Origin of the sequence: Microbacterium sp. NPDC090007, from assembly GCF_044748345.1 — a bacterium.
Classification (GTDB): Bacteria; Actinomycetota; Actinomycetes; order Actinomycetales; family Microbacteriaceae; genus Microbacterium.
This window is the reverse complement of record NZ_JBIVFV010000001.1, coordinates 245,870-259,877: the sequence shown is the minus strand read 5'-3', so window position 1 is coordinate 259,877 and position 14,008 is coordinate 245,870. Positions and strand designations below refer to the sequence as shown.

The window sequence follows — 14,008 nt, the reverse complement described above, 5'->3', positions numbered from 1 at the left end:
TCCGTGCCGCGCGAGGTCCCCCGGGCTCTCGACGGGACGGGGACGCGTCGTGCGTCCGGTGGCGTCGACGGGTTCAGCCGCCGGTGCCGGTGACCCGGTCCCGCCTCAGGCCGGGTCGATGCGCAGCACCGTCGGCGCTTCGCCCACCTGCAGGTCGTCGACGACGCGCAGGGTGCGGGCGACGTCATCGACGGCGCCGATCACGGTGCCGAAGCGCTCCCGATCCGCGCACACGGCGGTGACCGTCACGAAGTGCGAGCCGGTGTCCCACGTGTACGTGGCGAACGGGGGCGTCTTCGCGTCGGCCGGAAGCGGCATGGCGAGCTTCTCGCCGACGCCGAGGTGCGGATTGCGGAAGGACTCGGTGTCGTCGTACTCCATCGGCATCATCGCCCGCGCCGTGCGCAGCTGCGGCGTGGCTTCCTGCAGCTGGGCCATCACGACCAGCAGCTCGGGGTCGCTCTTCCAGACCCAGACGAGCACGCGCCCGGCCGCGCGTCGCATCAGCAGAGGTGCCGCCTGGCTGAGGATCCACGCGAAGGCCCCGCCGCCGGGCTTCGGGGCGGCTCCGCTGACCTGGTGGGCCTGGCTCAGGAGCATGCCGATGGCGGCCTTGCGATGGCGGCGGCCGCGGAATCCGAGGGAGCCCGTGACGGCGACCCAGAGGTCGGCGGGGGCGTCGGCCTGCAGTCGGGACATGCCCCACAGCCTACGATCCGTCCCCTGTGAAGCGGATGCCGTACCCCCGCGTTCGCGACGGGAGAACGCCGCCGCGCGCCGGGGGGTCGCCGGTGTCCGAGGTTAGTGCCAGTCTGGATCCTGCGGTCATCCCGGCCGCGGTCGCACTCCCCGGAGGACTTCGTGCTCGGCAGACTCCTCATCCGCTACCTCTCGCGTTACCGCTGGTTGATGCTCGCCATCCTCGTCTTCCAGACCGCGTCCGCGGTGGCGACGCTGTACCTTCCGCGCCTGAACGCCGACATCATCAACCTCGGTGTGGCGCGGGGCGACACCGGCTACATCTGGTCGCGCGGCGGGGTCATGCTCGTCATCTCGCTGGGCCAGATCGTGGCATCCATCATCGCGACGTACTTCGCCGCGCGCGCTGCGATGGCGGCGGGCCGCGACATCCGCCGCGACGTGTTCGAGAGGGTGAGCGGGTTCTCCGAGCGCGAACTGTCGCAGTTCGGCGCCGGCTCGCTCATCACGCGCAACACCAACGACGTGCAGCAGGTGCAGATGCTGGCGATGATGGGCGCCACCATGCTCGTCAGCGCGCCCCTGCTGGCCATCGGGGGCATCATCATGGCGTTGCAGCAGGACGTGGGTCTGAGCTGGCTCATCGCCGTCGCCGTGCCGACGCTCCTCGTGATCGCCGGCCTCATCATCGCCCGCATGGTGCCGTTGTTCCGCAGCTACCAGACCAAGCTCGACGCGGTGAACCGGGTCATGCGCGAGCAGCTCACCGGTGTGCGGGTGGTGCGCGCCTTCGTCCGCGAGCGCATCGAAGAAGAGCGCTTCCGAGAGGCCAACACCGACATCCTCGTGGTCGGGCGCAAGGTCGGCTCGCTGTTCGTGCTCCTGTTCCCCCTCGCCATGCTCGTGCTCAACGTGACCGTGGTCGGTGTGATCTGGTTCGGTGGCATCCAGGTCGATGCCGGCGGCGTCGAGATCGGCACGCTCTTCGCCTTCATCCAATACGTCGCGCAGATCCTCGGCGGCGTGCTCATGGCCAGCTTCATGACGGTCATGATCCCCCGCGCGGCGGTGTCGGCCGAACGCATCGGAGAGGTGCTCGACAGTCACTCCACCCTGAAGCGGCCCGCGGACCCCGTGACCGTGCTGACCGCCCCGGGCGCGGTCGAGTTCGACGACGTCGCGTTCGCCTACCCCGGTGCCGAGTCGCCGGTCGTCTCCGGCATCAGCTTCTCCGCCCGGCCCGGCGAGACCGTCGCCGTCGTCGGTTCGACCGGAGCGGGCAAGACGACGCTCATCTCCCTGCTTCCCCGGCTGTTCGACGTCACGGCCGGCGCCGTGCGTGTCGGCGGGGTCGACGTGCGCGAGGCCGACCTCGATGTGCTGTGGAAGAGCATCGGCCTCGTTCCGCAGCGTCCGTTCCTCTTCAGCGGCACCGTGGCATCCAATCTGAGGTTCGGTCGAGAAGAGGCCACGGATGACGAGCTGTGGCGGGCGCTCGAGATCGCCCAGGGGCGCGACTTCGTCGAGGCCATGGACGGTGGGCTCGAGGCGCGCATCGCGCAGGGCGGCACCAACGTCTCGGGGGGTCAGCGACAGCGTCTGGCGATCGCCCGGGCGATCGTGCATCGCCCCGCGGTGCTCGTGTTCGACGATTCGTTCTCGGCGCTCGACCTGAGCACCGACGCGCGACTGCGACAGGCGCTGTGGAAAGAGCTCCCCGACGTGACGAAGGTCGTCGTGGCGCAACGCGTGTCCACCATCACCGGCGCCGACCGCATCGTCGTCCTCGAGGACGGCCGGATGGCCGGCGTCGGCACACACGAAGAGCTGCTGGCTTCCAGCAGCACCTATCGCGAGATCGTCGAATCGCAGCTGGGAGTCGAGGCATGAGCGCCACCGACACGCTCACGGACGAAGATCGCGCCGAGCTCGAGCTCGCCGAGCAGGCCCGGGTGAACTCCGGCAGCTGGGACAGCGTCGCACCGGGCAAGGCCGCGAACTTCGGCGAGAGCTTCCGTCGCCTGATCGGTCTGCTGCGCCCCCACGCCTGGGCGTTCGGGCTCGTGTCGGCGGCCGGCGCCCTCGGCGTCGTGCTCGCGGTGCTCGCGCCGAAGGTGCTGGGCGAGGCGACCAACATCATCTTCGAGGGCGTGGTGTCACGGGGACTCGCCGAGCAGTTCCCCGCGGGCACCTCGCAGACGCAGGTGGTGGACGCGCTGCGCGCGGCCGGTCAGGACGACATCGCCAACATCGTCGGTGCCATGAACACCTTCTCGGTCGGCGCGGGGGTCGATTTCGACGCCCTGCGCGCGGTCGTCGTGACCGTGCTGGCGATCTACGTCGGGTCGTCGCTGCTGTCGTGGATCCAGGGGTATGTCATCAACGTCATCATGGTCCGCACCATGTGGCGCCTGCGCGAAGACGTCGAGGCCAAGATCAACCGCCTTCCTCTGTCGTACTTCGACAAGGTGCAGCGCGGCGAGCTCATCTCGCGGGTCACCAACGACATCGACAACATCACGCAGACGATGCAGCAGTCTCTGTCGAGCGCACTCACCTCGGTGCTCACCGTGGTGGGCGTGCTCATCATGATGTTCACGATCTCGTGGCAGCTCGCCCTGGTCGCCCTCGTCTCCCTGCCCCTGATGGCCGTCATCTTCGGCGTCATCGGCCCCCAGTCGCAGAAGGCGTTCGGCGAGCAGTGGAAGAAGGTCGGCCGCCTGAACGCCCGCGTCGAGGAATCCTTCTCCGGTCATGCGCTGGTCAAGGTGTACGGCCGCGAGAAGGACGCCCGCGAGAAGTTCGAGGTCGAGAACGAGGAGCTGTTCCAGGCGAGCTTCCGCGCGCAGTTCCTGTCGGGCATGATCATGCCGGGGATGATGTTCGTCGGAAACCTCACCTACGTCGGCATCGCGGTGCTCGGGGGGCTGATGGTGGCCGGGGGCCAGATCCGCCTCGGCGACGTGCAGGCCTTCATCCAGTACTCCCAGCAGTTCACGCAGCCCCTCTCGCAACTGGGCGGAATGGCCGCCGTCGTGCAGTCGGGCACCGCGTCGGCCGAGCGCGTCTTCGCGCTCCTCGACGCCGACGAGCAGGAGGCGGATGCCGCCGACGCCCCCGCCCACGTCGACGGTCGCGGAGTCATCGAGTTCGAGAACGTGCGTTTCGCCTACACCGCGGAGCGGCCCCTGATCACCGACCTGTCCTTCCGTGTCGAGCCCGGGCAGACCGTCGCGATCGTCGGACCCACGGGCGCCGGCAAGACGACGCTGGTCAACCTGATCATGCGTTTCTACGAACTCGACGGTGGGCGCATCCTCATCGACGGGCAGGACATCGCCGAGCTGCGTCGCGACGACGTGCGCTCCCGCACCGGAATGGTTCTGCAGGACCCGTGGCTGTTCGCGGGATCGATCCGCGACAACATCCGCTACGGCCGCGAGAGCGCGACCGACGACGAGATCGTCGAGGCGGCGGTGGCGACGCGCGTCGACCAGTTCGTGCACTCGCTGCCCGAGGGCTACGACACCGTCCTCGACGAGGACGCTGCGAACGTCTCGGCGGGTGAGAAGCAGCTCATCACGATCGCCCGGGCCTTCGTGGCGCAGCCGTCCGTGCTCATCCTCGACGAGGCCACGTCCTCGGTCGACACCCGCACCGAGCTGCTGCTGCAGCAGGCCATGGCGGCGCTGCGCGAGGGCCGGACGTCGTTCGTCATCGCGCACCGACTCTCGACCATCCGCGACGCGGACCTCATCCTCGTCATGGAGCACGGCGACATCGTCGAGAAGGGCTCGCACGACGAGCTCATCGCCGCCGAGGGCGCCTACTACCGGCTCTACCGTTCGCAATTCGAGCAAGCGGCGTCGGATCTCGACGCCGAGGGCGAGGAGGCGACCGCTCCCGGGGGGACGCGTCCGGCCCCCGCGTCCGCCGACGCCGAGGTCGTCTCGGCATTCGCGGCCGCGGCATCCGAGGTGCCGGCGGCGGCGGGCGTCGACGGGCCGCCTCGGCCGGCCCAGGGCGTCCCGGTCGCCGACAGGCGCCCCTGACACCCGTGCTCTTGACGGCGGGTGCACCGGATGGATCCCGGTGCACCCGCCGTCGCCGATTTTTCACCCTGTGAGTGGCCACGGGGCGCGAAAACCGCTCGGGTACAGTGGACGGGCGCGCGACCCCGCACCGCGCGAACCATCCGCCGCACAGATAGGCCTCACCACACGTGACCACTCCTGCGACGCCCGCCGATCCCGCTGCGCCCGCGCACGCGGACGCCGCCCCGGCCTCTTCATCGACCGCGCACGGTTCCGACGCCCCGTTGAAGATCCTCATCGGGGCCGACACGTTCCTCCCGCACGTCAACGGGGCCGCCCGCTTCGCCGAACGTCTCGCCGCCGGCCTCGTGGCCCGGGGGCACGACGTGCACGTGGCCGCGCCGAGCATCGGGCACCGCAACGGCCGCACCGCGATCGAGACGATCGAGGGCCAGCCCATGATGATGCACCGCCTGCCGGCGTTCCGCTTCCGTCCGCACGACTGGATCACCTACGTGCTGCCGTGGCGGGCGAAGCACTACGCGCGCATCCTGCTCGACGAGGTCAAGCCCGACGTCGTCCACATCCAGTCGCACATCATCATCGGTCGCGGCCTCGCCCGTGAGTCGCGCACGCGCGGCATCCCCGTCGTCGCCACCAACCACGTGATGGCCGAGAACATCCTCGACTTCACCACCCTCCCCGACTGGCTCGACCGCATCTTCGTCAAGCTCGCCTGGGCCGACGCGGAGCGCACGTTCAAGATGACCCGCGCGGTGACGACCCCGACGCGCCGGGCCGCGGACTTCCTCGAGTCGACGATCGACGTCGAGGGGGTCATCCCCATCTCGTGCGGCATCGATCGGTCCAACTATCGCCCCGATCTCGCGCCTCGCGACGCCAACCGCATCCTGTTCGTCGGCCGCCTCACCACCGAGAAGCACATCGACGTCGTACTCAAGGCCCTCGCCCAGCTCGATCCGGCCCTCGACGCCACCTTCGACATCGTCGGCGGCGGCGACCAGCGCGCCAAGCTCGAGGCCCTCGCCGAGCAACTCGGTGTCGCCGGCCGGGTGACGTTCCACGGGCACGCGTCGGACGACGACCTGCGCGAACTGTATTCGCGCGCGAGCGTCTTCGCGATCGCCTCGATCGCCGAGCTGCAGTCCATCGCCACGATGGAGGCCATGGCATCCGGTCTTCCGATCGTCGCCGCCAACGCCGTCGCCCTGCCCCACCTCGTGCGCGACGGCGAGAACGGCTATCTGTTCGAGCCGGGTGACGTCGACGAGCTCGCCGCGCGCCTGACCGACGTGCTGACCGCGTCGCCCGAGGAACGCCATCGGATGCAGCAGGCCTCGCTCGACGCCGTGGCGGTGCACGACATCACGCGCACCCTCGAGACCTTCGAGGCGCTGTACCGCGGTCGTCCGCTGCCGGAGTAGCCACGTGCACGTGGTGATGTTCGCCGATCAGCACCTCGAGTCGCTCGGCGGCGCGCAGGTGTCGATGCGGTTGCAGAAGCGGTTCCTGGAGCGCGCCGGACACGTGGTGACCGTCGTCGCCCCTCGCCTGCACCGCCCCGCCGCCCACGATCCCGCCTACCTCGATCTGCCCTCGCTCGCGATCACCCCTGACCGCGAGTACGCCCTCACCTGGCCGGGCGCGCGCACGGATAGATTCCTGGATGCCGAGATGGGTGCGCGCCTGCCCGCCGACGTCGTGCACGTACAGGCCGACTTCTGGGGCGCGTTCATCGGTCACCGCTATGCGGCACGGCACGGACTGCCGGTCGTGCACACGATGCACAACCGCGTCGATGTAGGGATCGAGGCGACCGCGCCGTTCCCCTCACTCGTCCTGCGCGCGCTCAACGCGTGGGCGCGGCGGGCTCTCCCGGCGGCCGACGGCGCCGACTCTGTGGCGGCACCCGACGGCTGGGCGTTCCTGCGCCGGCTCGCCCGCCTCTCGCGGGCGGTGACGGCCCCCTCGAGTCACTTCGCCCGCCGCCTCGAGGCGCACGGCGTCGCCGACCGTGTCGAGGTGATCTGGAACGGCATCGACGACGACGTGCTCGACGCGGCCCGCAGCGCCGAACCGCCTCAGCGCCGACCGGGACGACCGCGTTTCATCTGGCTCGGGCGGATGAGCCCCGAGAAGCGGCTGCTGCCGTTCCTCGAAGCGGTCATCTCCTCGCAGATCGAAGCCGAGGTCGAGATCGTCGGCGGCGGAGCACAGCTGCGCGCGGCGCGACGGCTCGTGCAACGGTCGTCGCCGAAAGCGGACGTGATCTTCGCGGGACGACTGCCCTACGCCGAGACCCTGCGCCGCCTGGCCGACGCCGACGCCGTCGTGCAGACCTCCATCGGGTTCGAGACGCAGGGCATGACGGTGTTCGAGGCGGCCTCGCTCGGAACGCCCGCGGTGGTCAGCGATCCCGACATCGCGGCCGAGCTCGGTGCGGGCACGTGGACGGTGACGGATGCCACGACCGCGGCCCTCGCCGAAGCGCTGCGCGCCGCGGCCTCCCACATCGCCGCCGGGCGCTCCGTCGCGCCCGATCCCACGATCGCCGAGCGCTTCCGCCAGTCGTCGCGGACCGCCGCGATGATCGCGGTCTACGAGCGGGCGGTCGCCGCCGGACGCTGAACGTCGCCGTCGGAGCCCGGTGCGGGTGTCGGGTTCTCGGCCGTCTCGGGGTGGCGGTGGGCGATGGCGGGTGCCGGGTTTCCGACCCTCTGGGCGTGGCGCGGTTCGGGAGCGGGCGCCGGTGGCGGCGCCGCGTCGACGTGCGGGCCTGCCGGCGTGGGGGTCGCGCGCGGCGCCGGGTCGACGTGCGGGCCTGCCGGCGTGGGGGTCGCGCGCGGCGCCGGGGTGTCGGCATCCGCACCCGAGGGGATCGCCCGTGTCGGATCGGTGGGGATGCGGCCGTAGCCGTCGGTGCGGATCAGCAGGGCCGTCGCGACGACGCCGATGAGCGAGAGGAGGCCGAGAGCGACGAGGTATGCCATGGCAGAAAAGCTACGCTCGTGCGAAATGCGCCCGCGAGTGGCATGATGGACACGATTCGATCCCTTTCTGCCACACCGGAGGTGCGCATGCGCTCGGTCGCCGTCATCGTCCAACCGGGGTTCGCCCCGTTCGAGTTCGGTCTCGCGTGCGAGGCCTTCGGTCTCGACCGCAGTGACGACGGCATCCCGAACTTCGACTTCCGCATCGTGGCTCCGGACCCCGGGGCCGTGGCATCCAACCTCGGTTTCTCGATCAACATCGCGGACGGCCTCGACGCCGCCGCCGACGTGGACGTGCTCGTGCTCGCGCCCATCCCGCGATCGCAGTGGGACCGGGTCGACGAGCGCGTCCTCGACGTCGTGCGGGCGGCGCACGCGCGGGGAGCATGGTTGCTCAGCGTGTGCAGCGGGTCCTTCGTCCTCGCGGCCGCGGGCGTGCTCGACGGTCGACGCGCGACGACGCACTGGCGTTATGCCGACACCATGGCGCGCATGCACCCGCGGATCGAGGTCGATGCCGATGTGCTGTACGTGCAGTCCGGCAACATCATCACCAGCGCCGGCACCGCCGCCGGTCTGGACGCGTGCCTGCATCTGCTGCGGCAGGAGCTCGGCCCCGAGCTGGCCAACCGCATCGCGCGACGCATGGTCGTCGCTCCTCAGCGCGACGGCGGCCAGGCACAATTCATCGCGTCGCCGATCCCCGTCGACAGCTCGCTGTCGCTCGCCCCGGTGACGGAATGGATGCTGCAGAATCTGGATGCCGAACTCTCCGTCGACCGGCTCGCGGCGCGCGCGCACATGTCGCCGCGCACGTTCGCCCGCCGGTTCAAGGCGGACCTGGGCGCCACGCCGGCGGCCTGGCTCGCGCGCCAGCGCCTGCTGCACGCGCAACGTCTGCTCGAGCAGACCGACCTCGGTCTCGACCGGATCGCGGCCGAGTGCGGCTTCGGGTCGGCGGCGGTGCTGCGGCAGAACTTCGCCCGGACCATGGGCCTGACCCCGACCGCGTACCGCGCGCGCTTCTCGTGCGTCGCGGGCACGGCATCCCCCGGCCTGCCCGAGGCGATTTCGGCCTGACGGCCGCGGCCGCGTAGGCCGGGGCCGTCTCCGTTCCCCCGCGGGGTTTTGTCGCGTCGGGGGTGCGGAGCGGCGAAAACGTGCGGGGGAGCGGTGAGCGGCGTCTGGCGGTCGCGGTGCGGTGCGGTGGCGGCGGCGGGAACGGGAACGGCCCCGCCCCGGGAGAGGGGCGGGGCCGTTCGCGGCGACGTCAGGACGCGGGCGTGAAGAACGGGTTCGACGGCGCGGTGCGCGCGGCGAGCACGTCGGCGGTGGCGGGCAATGAGCGGGCGCCGTTGCGGATCGCCTCGCGAGCGGCCTGACGGTTGTTGCGGTAGATCTGCTCCGCGTCGGTGGCAGCCGGGTTGACCCACACCGCGGCGATCACGGCGTGCGTGTCGGCCCAGTCGTCGGGGATCTCGCCGTCGGCGACGGCATCCGCGATACCGGATGCCACCCCCGCCTGCGCCGGACCCCAGATCAGCAGCCCGTGGGCATCGCTCTCGGGCGCGGACTTGGTGACGAAGAGGGTCAGCGGCTTGACGGGCAGGGACGGACGCAGCACGGCGACGAACGGAACGTGTCCGGCGCTCGGCGTCGCGAGGGCCGTGGCCCAGGCGGTGCCGGCGGGACCGTCGCGGTGCCCGAGCACGGTGTTGATGTGGGCGGCGTGCGCCCCTTCGCCGACGAAGCTCTCGCCGATCTGCACGTCGACGGCCATCAGATGAGGCCCTGCTCCGTGAGCCAGTCGGTCGCGACGTCTTCGGGGTCCTCGCCGTCGACGTCGACGAGGGCGTTGAGCTTCTGCATCTCCTCGGTGGTCAGCAGCGGCGAGATCTCGGCGATCACGTCGGCGATGGCCGGGTACTCGTCGAGGGTCGTCTGCTTGAGGGTGAAGGCGCCCTGGTAGACGGGGAAGAACTCCTTATCGTCTTCGAGCACGACGAGATCGAGCGCGGGGATGCGACCGTCGGTCTGGAAGACCTCGCCGAAGTTGCAGTCGTCGCCCTTCTGCGTCGCGGTGTAGATGACGCCGGTGTCCAGCAGGGCGACGTTGGAGTCGGGCACGTTCAGGCCGTATGCGGTCTTCAGGCCCGGCCAGCCGTCGTCACGGGTCGAGAACTCGCTCTCGATGCAGAAGGTCTGCTCGTCCGCGGGAAGGCCGGCGACGTCGGAGAGGGTGGTGACGCCGAGCTCGTCCGCCTTGTCGGCGCGGATCGCGAAGGCGTAGGTGTTGTTCAGTGGAGCCGGGTCGAGCCAGGCGATGCCCTTGGCGGCGTCGGCCTCTTTGGTGGCGTCGAACTGCGCCTCGGCGCCGGGGACCGGGGCGGTGTTGCCGTTGTACGTGATCCACGAGGTACCGGTGTACTCCCAGTACCCCAGGAACTCGTCGTTCTCGAGGGCCTGGCGGACGTTCGCCGAGCCGACGAGCTTGGTGTTGGCCTCGACGTCGGCGCCGCGGGCGTTGAGCAGCTGCGTGGTGATGTGGGCCAGGATGTACTGCTCGGAGAAGTCCTTCGAGCCGATCTGGCCGGTGAGGCCGGCGAGTTCGTCGCTCCCGCCCGCGGCGGAGCCGGAGCCGGAGGAGCCGCCCGAGCAGGCGGTGAGGGCGAGGGCGCCGAGGGCCGCGACGGCGGTCAGCGAGAGAAGCGGACGACGCTTCATTGTGTCTCCTTGGTGTGGTGGGTGCGATGGGTGAGGCAGGGGTGAGGGCTCAGATCCCTTTAGGGGTGAGCAGGTCTTCGGCGACGCCGGCGATCCAGTCGATGAGCAGTGCGATGCAGGCGACGAGGACGGCACCGGTGACGAGCACGGGGTAGCGCTGCAGCTTGAGGCCGTTGACGATCATGTCGCCGAGCCCGCCGGCGTTGATGAAGGTCGCGATGGTGGCGACGCCGACGCAGAACACCAGGGCGGTGCGCAGGCCCGCGAGGATGACGGGGACGGCGAGGGGCAGCTCGATGCGGGCGAGCACCTGTACGGGTGTCATGCCCATGCCGCGCGCCGACTCCCGGATCGCGCCGTCGACCTGTTCGATGCCGATCATGGTGTTGCGCAGCACCGGCAGGAACGCGTAGATCACGAGGGCGACCAGGGCCGTGGTGTACCCGGTCTGCCAGATGATCGCGAGCAGGATCACCACGCCCACGGCGGGCGTCGCCTGTCCGATGTTGGCCAGGGCCAGCACGACCGCCTTGACGGTTCGCGAGGGGGTCTTGGCGAGCAGGATGCCGACGGGGATGGCCAGCACGGCCACCAGCGCCGACGCCGCCACCGTGAGGCTGAGGTGCTCGCCGATGCGCAGCAGCAGGTAGTCGGCGTTGAGGGTGCGCTGCTCGATCGAGTCCAGCGGCAGCGAGGACACCCACAGGTACAGCGCGAGGAGCAGCACGACCACCACCGCGGGGGTGACGAACCGCTTCCACAGCCGCCGGCTGCCGCTCTGGCGTCGCGTTGCGGCCAGACGCGCCGCGCCGATGCTCTGCGTCTCGGTGGTGACGGTGGTCATCGCGCGCCGCCCGGACGGGAGATGTCCGCGACCTCGACGCCGAGCGCGGCCGAGATGCGGTCGGTGCTGAGCGAGCCGAGCGCCCGCCCGTCGCGGTCGACGACGGCGACCGTCGGAGAACCGCTGACCACGAGCAGGTCGAGCGCGTCGCGCAGGTTGTCGGCGACCGAGACGGCGGCGCCGCCGGCATCCGTCACCGGACCGAGGGGGGCGTCGCCGACGGGGATCAGGGCGAGGCGTTTGAGGGCCGCGCCGCGGCCGATGAACGAGCGGACGTAGTCGTTGGCCGGGGCGGCGAGGATCGCGGCGGGGGTGTCGAACTGCTCGATCTGACTGCGCTCGGACAGCACCGCGATGCGGTCGCCCAGGCGGATGGCCTCGTCGAAGTCGTGCGTGACGAAGATGATCGTCTTACCGATCGACTCCTGCAGGCGCAGGAACTCCGCCTGCAGGCGCTCACGGGTGATGGGGTCGGTGGCGCCGAAGGGCTCGTCCATCAGCATGACCGGCGGGTCGGCGGCGAGGGCGCGCGCCACACCGACGCGCTGCTGCTGACCGCCCGAGAGCTGGCGGGGGTAGCGCTGGGCGAAGTCTCCACTGAGCTGCACCGTCTCGAGCAGTTCCTCGACGCGGTCGGCGGTGCGCTTCTTGGACCACCCGAGGAGCTTCGGCACGACCGCGATGTTCTCGCCGATCGTCATGTGCGGGAACAGGCCGATCTGCTGGATGACGTAACCGATGTGCCGACGCAGCTCGTTGGGATCGAGCGAGAGCACGTCGCGGCCGTCGATCGAGATGGTGCCCGAGGTGGGCTCGATGATCCGGTTGATCATCTTCATCGTCGTGGTCTTGCCGCAGCCCGAGGGGCCGACGAACATGATGAGCTCACCCGGTTCGACGTCCATCGAGAACGCGTCGACCGCGGGCGTGGGCTGACCGGGGTAGACCTTGGTCACGTTCTCGAGGCGGATGCCGACGCCCGACGAGTCGCCGGCGGCGGCCGGTCGGGAAGTGGTGGTGGTGTCAGACACGGAGCCCCCTTGAGGTGGTGACGCGGGTGATGAAGACGAAGGCGGCATCCAGCAGGAGAGCCAGGACGATCACGCCGAGGGTGCCGGTGAGGGCGAAGTTGAGCGCGTTGCGCGAGCCGAGGGAGGACAGGCCCATGAAGATGAACTGCCCGAGTCCGGGACCGGCGACGTATGCGGCGATCGCCGCGATGCCCACGGTCAGCTGCGCGGCGACGCGGACTCCGGTGAGGATGATGGGCCACGCGATCGGCAACTGCACCGAGAGCAGGATGCGCGCGGGGGACATGCCCATTCCCTTGGCCGATTCCATGATGGCCGGCGGGACCTCGCGCAGGCCCACGACGGTGTTGCGCACGATCGGCAGCAGCGAGTAGAACACGAGCGAGAACACCGTGGGGGTCCAACCGAGTCCCAGCACCGGCGTCAGCAGGGCCAGCAGAGCCAGCGACGGGATCGTCAGCGCGACGCCGGCGGCGGCGATGGTCACCGATCGCGACACCGGGCGGTTCCACACGGCGATGCCGATCGCGATGCCGATGACGGCGGCGATGGCGATGCTCAGCACGACGACGGCGACGTGCTGGAGCACGAGTTCGGCGATGTCGTCGCTGCGGCGGCCCCAGAAGGTGAGGAGTCCGCCGAGGTCGAAGTCGGACATGCGTCGCACTCCTCTCCTCATCGAGATGGGCCGCGGTTCACGGCTGCGGCTGACTGTACGGCTGGGGGGTTCTTATCCTCAACCGGTGTTGCGCATATGGCAATCAAGGGCGACCGGACACGATCGCGTCGAACCCCACCGCCCGCGAGAGATCCTTGGCACTGGATGCCACGAACCGGGCCAGGGCGTCGAGGCGGTCGCCGATGCGGGTCTTGGGAGCGCTCACGTTGAGCGCGGCGACGATCCGACCGGTGAAATCGCGCACCGGGGCGCTCGCGCCCACGACGCCGAGCTCGAGCTCCTCGTCGAGCAGCGCGTAGCCGGTGGACCGGATACGGGCCAGCTCGGCGCGGAGGCTCTCGAGGTCCGAGACCACCTGGCGGTCGGCGGGCGGGCTCGGCAGCACCGAGAACCCCGCGGCGTGCGGTGGTACGGGCCCCACGATCGCCTGATCCTGCCCGTGCTCGGTGTACCAGCGCGTGAGCGAGTCGTCGTCCCAGTCGCTCAGCAGCACGCGGCCCGAGGGCGTGCGCCACGCGGCGGTCGTGATGCCCTCCCAGCCCGTCGTGCGGAACTCGTGCGGACTCAGCTCGCTGGCGATGGTCAGGACGTTGCCGCCGCGCAGCACGCACAGGTGCGTCGTCTCGCGGGCGCGTTGCGCGACCCGGCGCAGGATGGGCTGGGACTCGCGCGTGAGGGTGCTCTCGACGGTGAGGGCCGCCAGGGCGTACAGGCGGGCGCCGAGGCGATAGGCGAGGGTGTTGTCGTCGCGATCGACGAGCCCGGCGTCGGCGAGGGTCGCCAGCGTCCGCGACACGACGGCCTTGTCGCGGCCGGTGATCTGCGCGACCCTCGACACACCCAGCCCGCCGGCGGAGACCGCCTCGACGGACCCGAGGATCTCGAGGATCTCGACGTCGCGTGCGAGGCCCGAGGAGTTGCGACGCGGGGTCGCCGAGGGATCTGTCATGAACCGGAACCCTACCCAGTTGCCATATTTACATCAA

13 protein-coding genes are annotated in these 14,008 nt (G+C 70.4%); 5 read left to right on the top strand and 8 right to left on the bottom strand.

What is annotated here, in order from left to right:
• Positions 1 to 105: 105 nt before the first annotated feature.
• Positions 106 to 699: a hypothetical protein gene (locus ACIPVB_RS01165; protein ID WP_400366234.1), complete on the bottom strand. Its 594-nt coding sequence runs from the start codon at positions 697 to 699 to the stop codon at positions 106 to 108.
• 162 nt (positions 700 to 861) lie between these two features.
• Between ACIPVB_RS01165 and ACIPVB_RS01160 the strand changes: the two genes are divergently transcribed.
• The 4 genes from ACIPVB_RS01160 (at position 862) to ACIPVB_RS01145 (ending at position 7,382) form a co-directional block, all read left to right on the top strand.
• A complete protein-coding gene (locus ACIPVB_RS01160; protein ID WP_400366232.1) occupies positions 862 to 2,589 on the top strand; it encodes an ABC transporter ATP-binding protein in 1,728 nt (575 codons plus the stop codon).
• Positions 2,586 to 4,751, top strand: a complete 2,166-nt coding sequence (locus tag ACIPVB_RS01155; RefSeq protein WP_400366230.1) for an ABC transporter ATP-binding protein — start codon at positions 2,586 to 2,588, stop codon at positions 4,749 to 4,751. Before ACIPVB_RS01160 ends, ACIPVB_RS01155 begins: the two co-directional genes overlap by 4 nt.
• A 170-nt stretch (positions 4,752 to 4,921) precedes the next feature.
• Complete coding sequence (locus ACIPVB_RS01150) at positions 4,922 to 6,178, top strand: glycosyltransferase (RefSeq protein WP_400366229.1); 1,257 nt, start codon at positions 4,922 to 4,924, stop codon at positions 6,176 to 6,178.
• A 16-nt stretch (positions 6,179 to 6,194) separates the two neighbouring features.
• A complete protein-coding gene (locus ACIPVB_RS01145; RefSeq protein ID WP_400368161.1) occupies positions 6,195 to 7,382 on the top strand; it encodes a glycosyltransferase in 1,188 nt (395 codons plus the stop codon).
• On the opposite strand, the gene ACIPVB_RS01140 is transcribed toward ACIPVB_RS01145, so the two are convergent.
• A complete protein-coding gene (locus tag ACIPVB_RS01140; protein WP_400366227.1) occupies positions 7,352 to 7,744 on the bottom strand; it encodes a hypothetical protein in 393 nt (130 codons plus the stop codon). The genes ACIPVB_RS01145 and ACIPVB_RS01140 overlap by 31 nt on opposite strands.
• A gap of 87 nt (positions 7,745 to 7,831) precedes the next feature.
• Here ACIPVB_RS01140 and ACIPVB_RS01135 point away from each other — a divergent pair, with 87 nt between their 5' ends.
• Complete coding sequence (locus ACIPVB_RS01135; protein WP_400366225.1) at positions 7,832 to 8,824, top strand: GlxA family transcriptional regulator; 993 nt, start codon at positions 7,832 to 7,834, stop codon at positions 8,822 to 8,824.
• A gap of 190 nt (positions 8,825 to 9,014) precedes the next feature.
• Here ACIPVB_RS01135 and fae read toward each other — a convergent pair whose 3' ends face one another.
• The 6 genes from fae to ACIPVB_RS01105 form a co-directional block, all read right to left on the bottom strand.
• Positions 9,015 to 9,524: a formaldehyde-activating enzyme gene (gene fae / locus ACIPVB_RS01130; protein ID WP_400366223.1), complete on the bottom strand. Its 510-nt coding sequence runs from the start codon at positions 9,522 to 9,524 to the stop codon at positions 9,015 to 9,017.
• A complete protein-coding gene (locus ACIPVB_RS01125) occupies positions 9,524 to 10,468 on the bottom strand; it encodes a glycine betaine ABC transporter substrate-binding protein (protein WP_400366221.1) in 945 nt (314 codons plus the stop codon). Before ACIPVB_RS01125 ends, fae begins: the two co-directional genes overlap by 1 nt.
• A gap of 49 nt (positions 10,469 to 10,517) precedes the next feature.
• Positions 10,518 to 11,312: an ABC transporter permease gene (locus tag ACIPVB_RS01120; RefSeq protein ID WP_400366219.1), complete on the bottom strand. Its 795-nt coding sequence runs from the start codon at positions 11,310 to 11,312 to the stop codon at positions 10,518 to 10,520.
• Positions 11,309 to 12,343 (bottom strand): ABC transporter ATP-binding protein, encoded by a 1,035-nt coding sequence (locus ACIPVB_RS01115; RefSeq protein ID WP_400366217.1) that lies wholly within the window; start codon positions 12,341 to 12,343, stop codon positions 11,309 to 11,311. The genes ACIPVB_RS01120 and ACIPVB_RS01115 overlap by 4 nt, the downstream gene beginning before the upstream one ends.
• Positions 12,336 to 13,001, bottom strand: coding sequence for an ABC transporter permease (locus ACIPVB_RS01110; protein WP_116536697.1), 666 nt, complete (start codon positions 12,999 to 13,001; stop codon positions 12,336 to 12,338). Before ACIPVB_RS01110 ends, ACIPVB_RS01115 begins: the two co-directional genes overlap by 8 nt.
• Before the next feature lie 103 nt (positions 13,002 to 13,104).
• A complete protein-coding gene (locus ACIPVB_RS01105; RefSeq protein ID WP_400366215.1) occupies positions 13,105 to 13,971 on the bottom strand; it encodes an IclR family transcriptional regulator in 867 nt (288 codons plus the stop codon).
• Between the last annotated feature and the right edge of the window lie 37 nt (positions 13,972 to 14,008).

What these genes read in the sequence shown, in the direction of transcription:
- ACIPVB_RS01165 (WP_400366234.1), bottom strand. Translation starts at nt 699, where the DNA reads ATGTCCCGACTGCAGGCCGACGCCCCCGCCGACCTCTGGGTCGCCGTC.
- ACIPVB_RS01155 (WP_400366230.1), top strand. Translation starts at nt 2,586, where the DNA reads ATGAGCGCCACCGACACGCTCACGGACGAAGATCGCGCCGAGCTCGAG.
- ACIPVB_RS01145 (WP_400368161.1), top strand. Translation starts at nt 6,195, where the DNA reads ATGTTCGCCGATCAGCACCTCGAGTCGCTCGGCGGCGCGCAGGTGTCG.
- ACIPVB_RS01140 (WP_400366227.1), bottom strand. Translation starts at nt 7,744, where the DNA reads ATGGCATACCTCGTCGCTCTCGGCCTCCTCTCGCTCATCGGCGTCGTC.
- ACIPVB_RS01135 (WP_400366225.1), top strand. Translation starts at nt 7,832, where the DNA reads ATGCGCTCGGTCGCCGTCATCGTCCAACCGGGGTTCGCCCCGTTCGAG.
- fae (WP_400366223.1), bottom strand. Translation starts at nt 9,524, where the DNA reads ATGGCCGTCGACGTGCAGATCGGCGAGAGCTTCGTCGGCGAAGGGGCG.
- ACIPVB_RS01125 (WP_400366221.1), bottom strand. Translation starts at nt 10,468, where the DNA reads ATGAAGCGTCGTCCGCTTCTCTCGCTGACCGCCGTCGCGGCCCTCGGC.
- ACIPVB_RS01120 (WP_400366219.1), bottom strand. Translation starts at nt 11,312, where the DNA reads ATGACCACCGTCACCACCGAGACGCAGAGCATCGGCGCGGCGCGTCTG.
- ACIPVB_RS01110 (WP_116536697.1), bottom strand. Translation starts at nt 13,001, where the DNA reads ATGTCCGACTTCGACCTCGGCGGACTCCTCACCTTCTGGGGCCGCCGC.
- ACIPVB_RS01105 (WP_400366215.1), bottom strand. Translation starts at nt 13,971, where the DNA reads ATGACAGATCCCTCGGCGACCCCGCGTCGCAACTCCTCGGGCCTCGCA.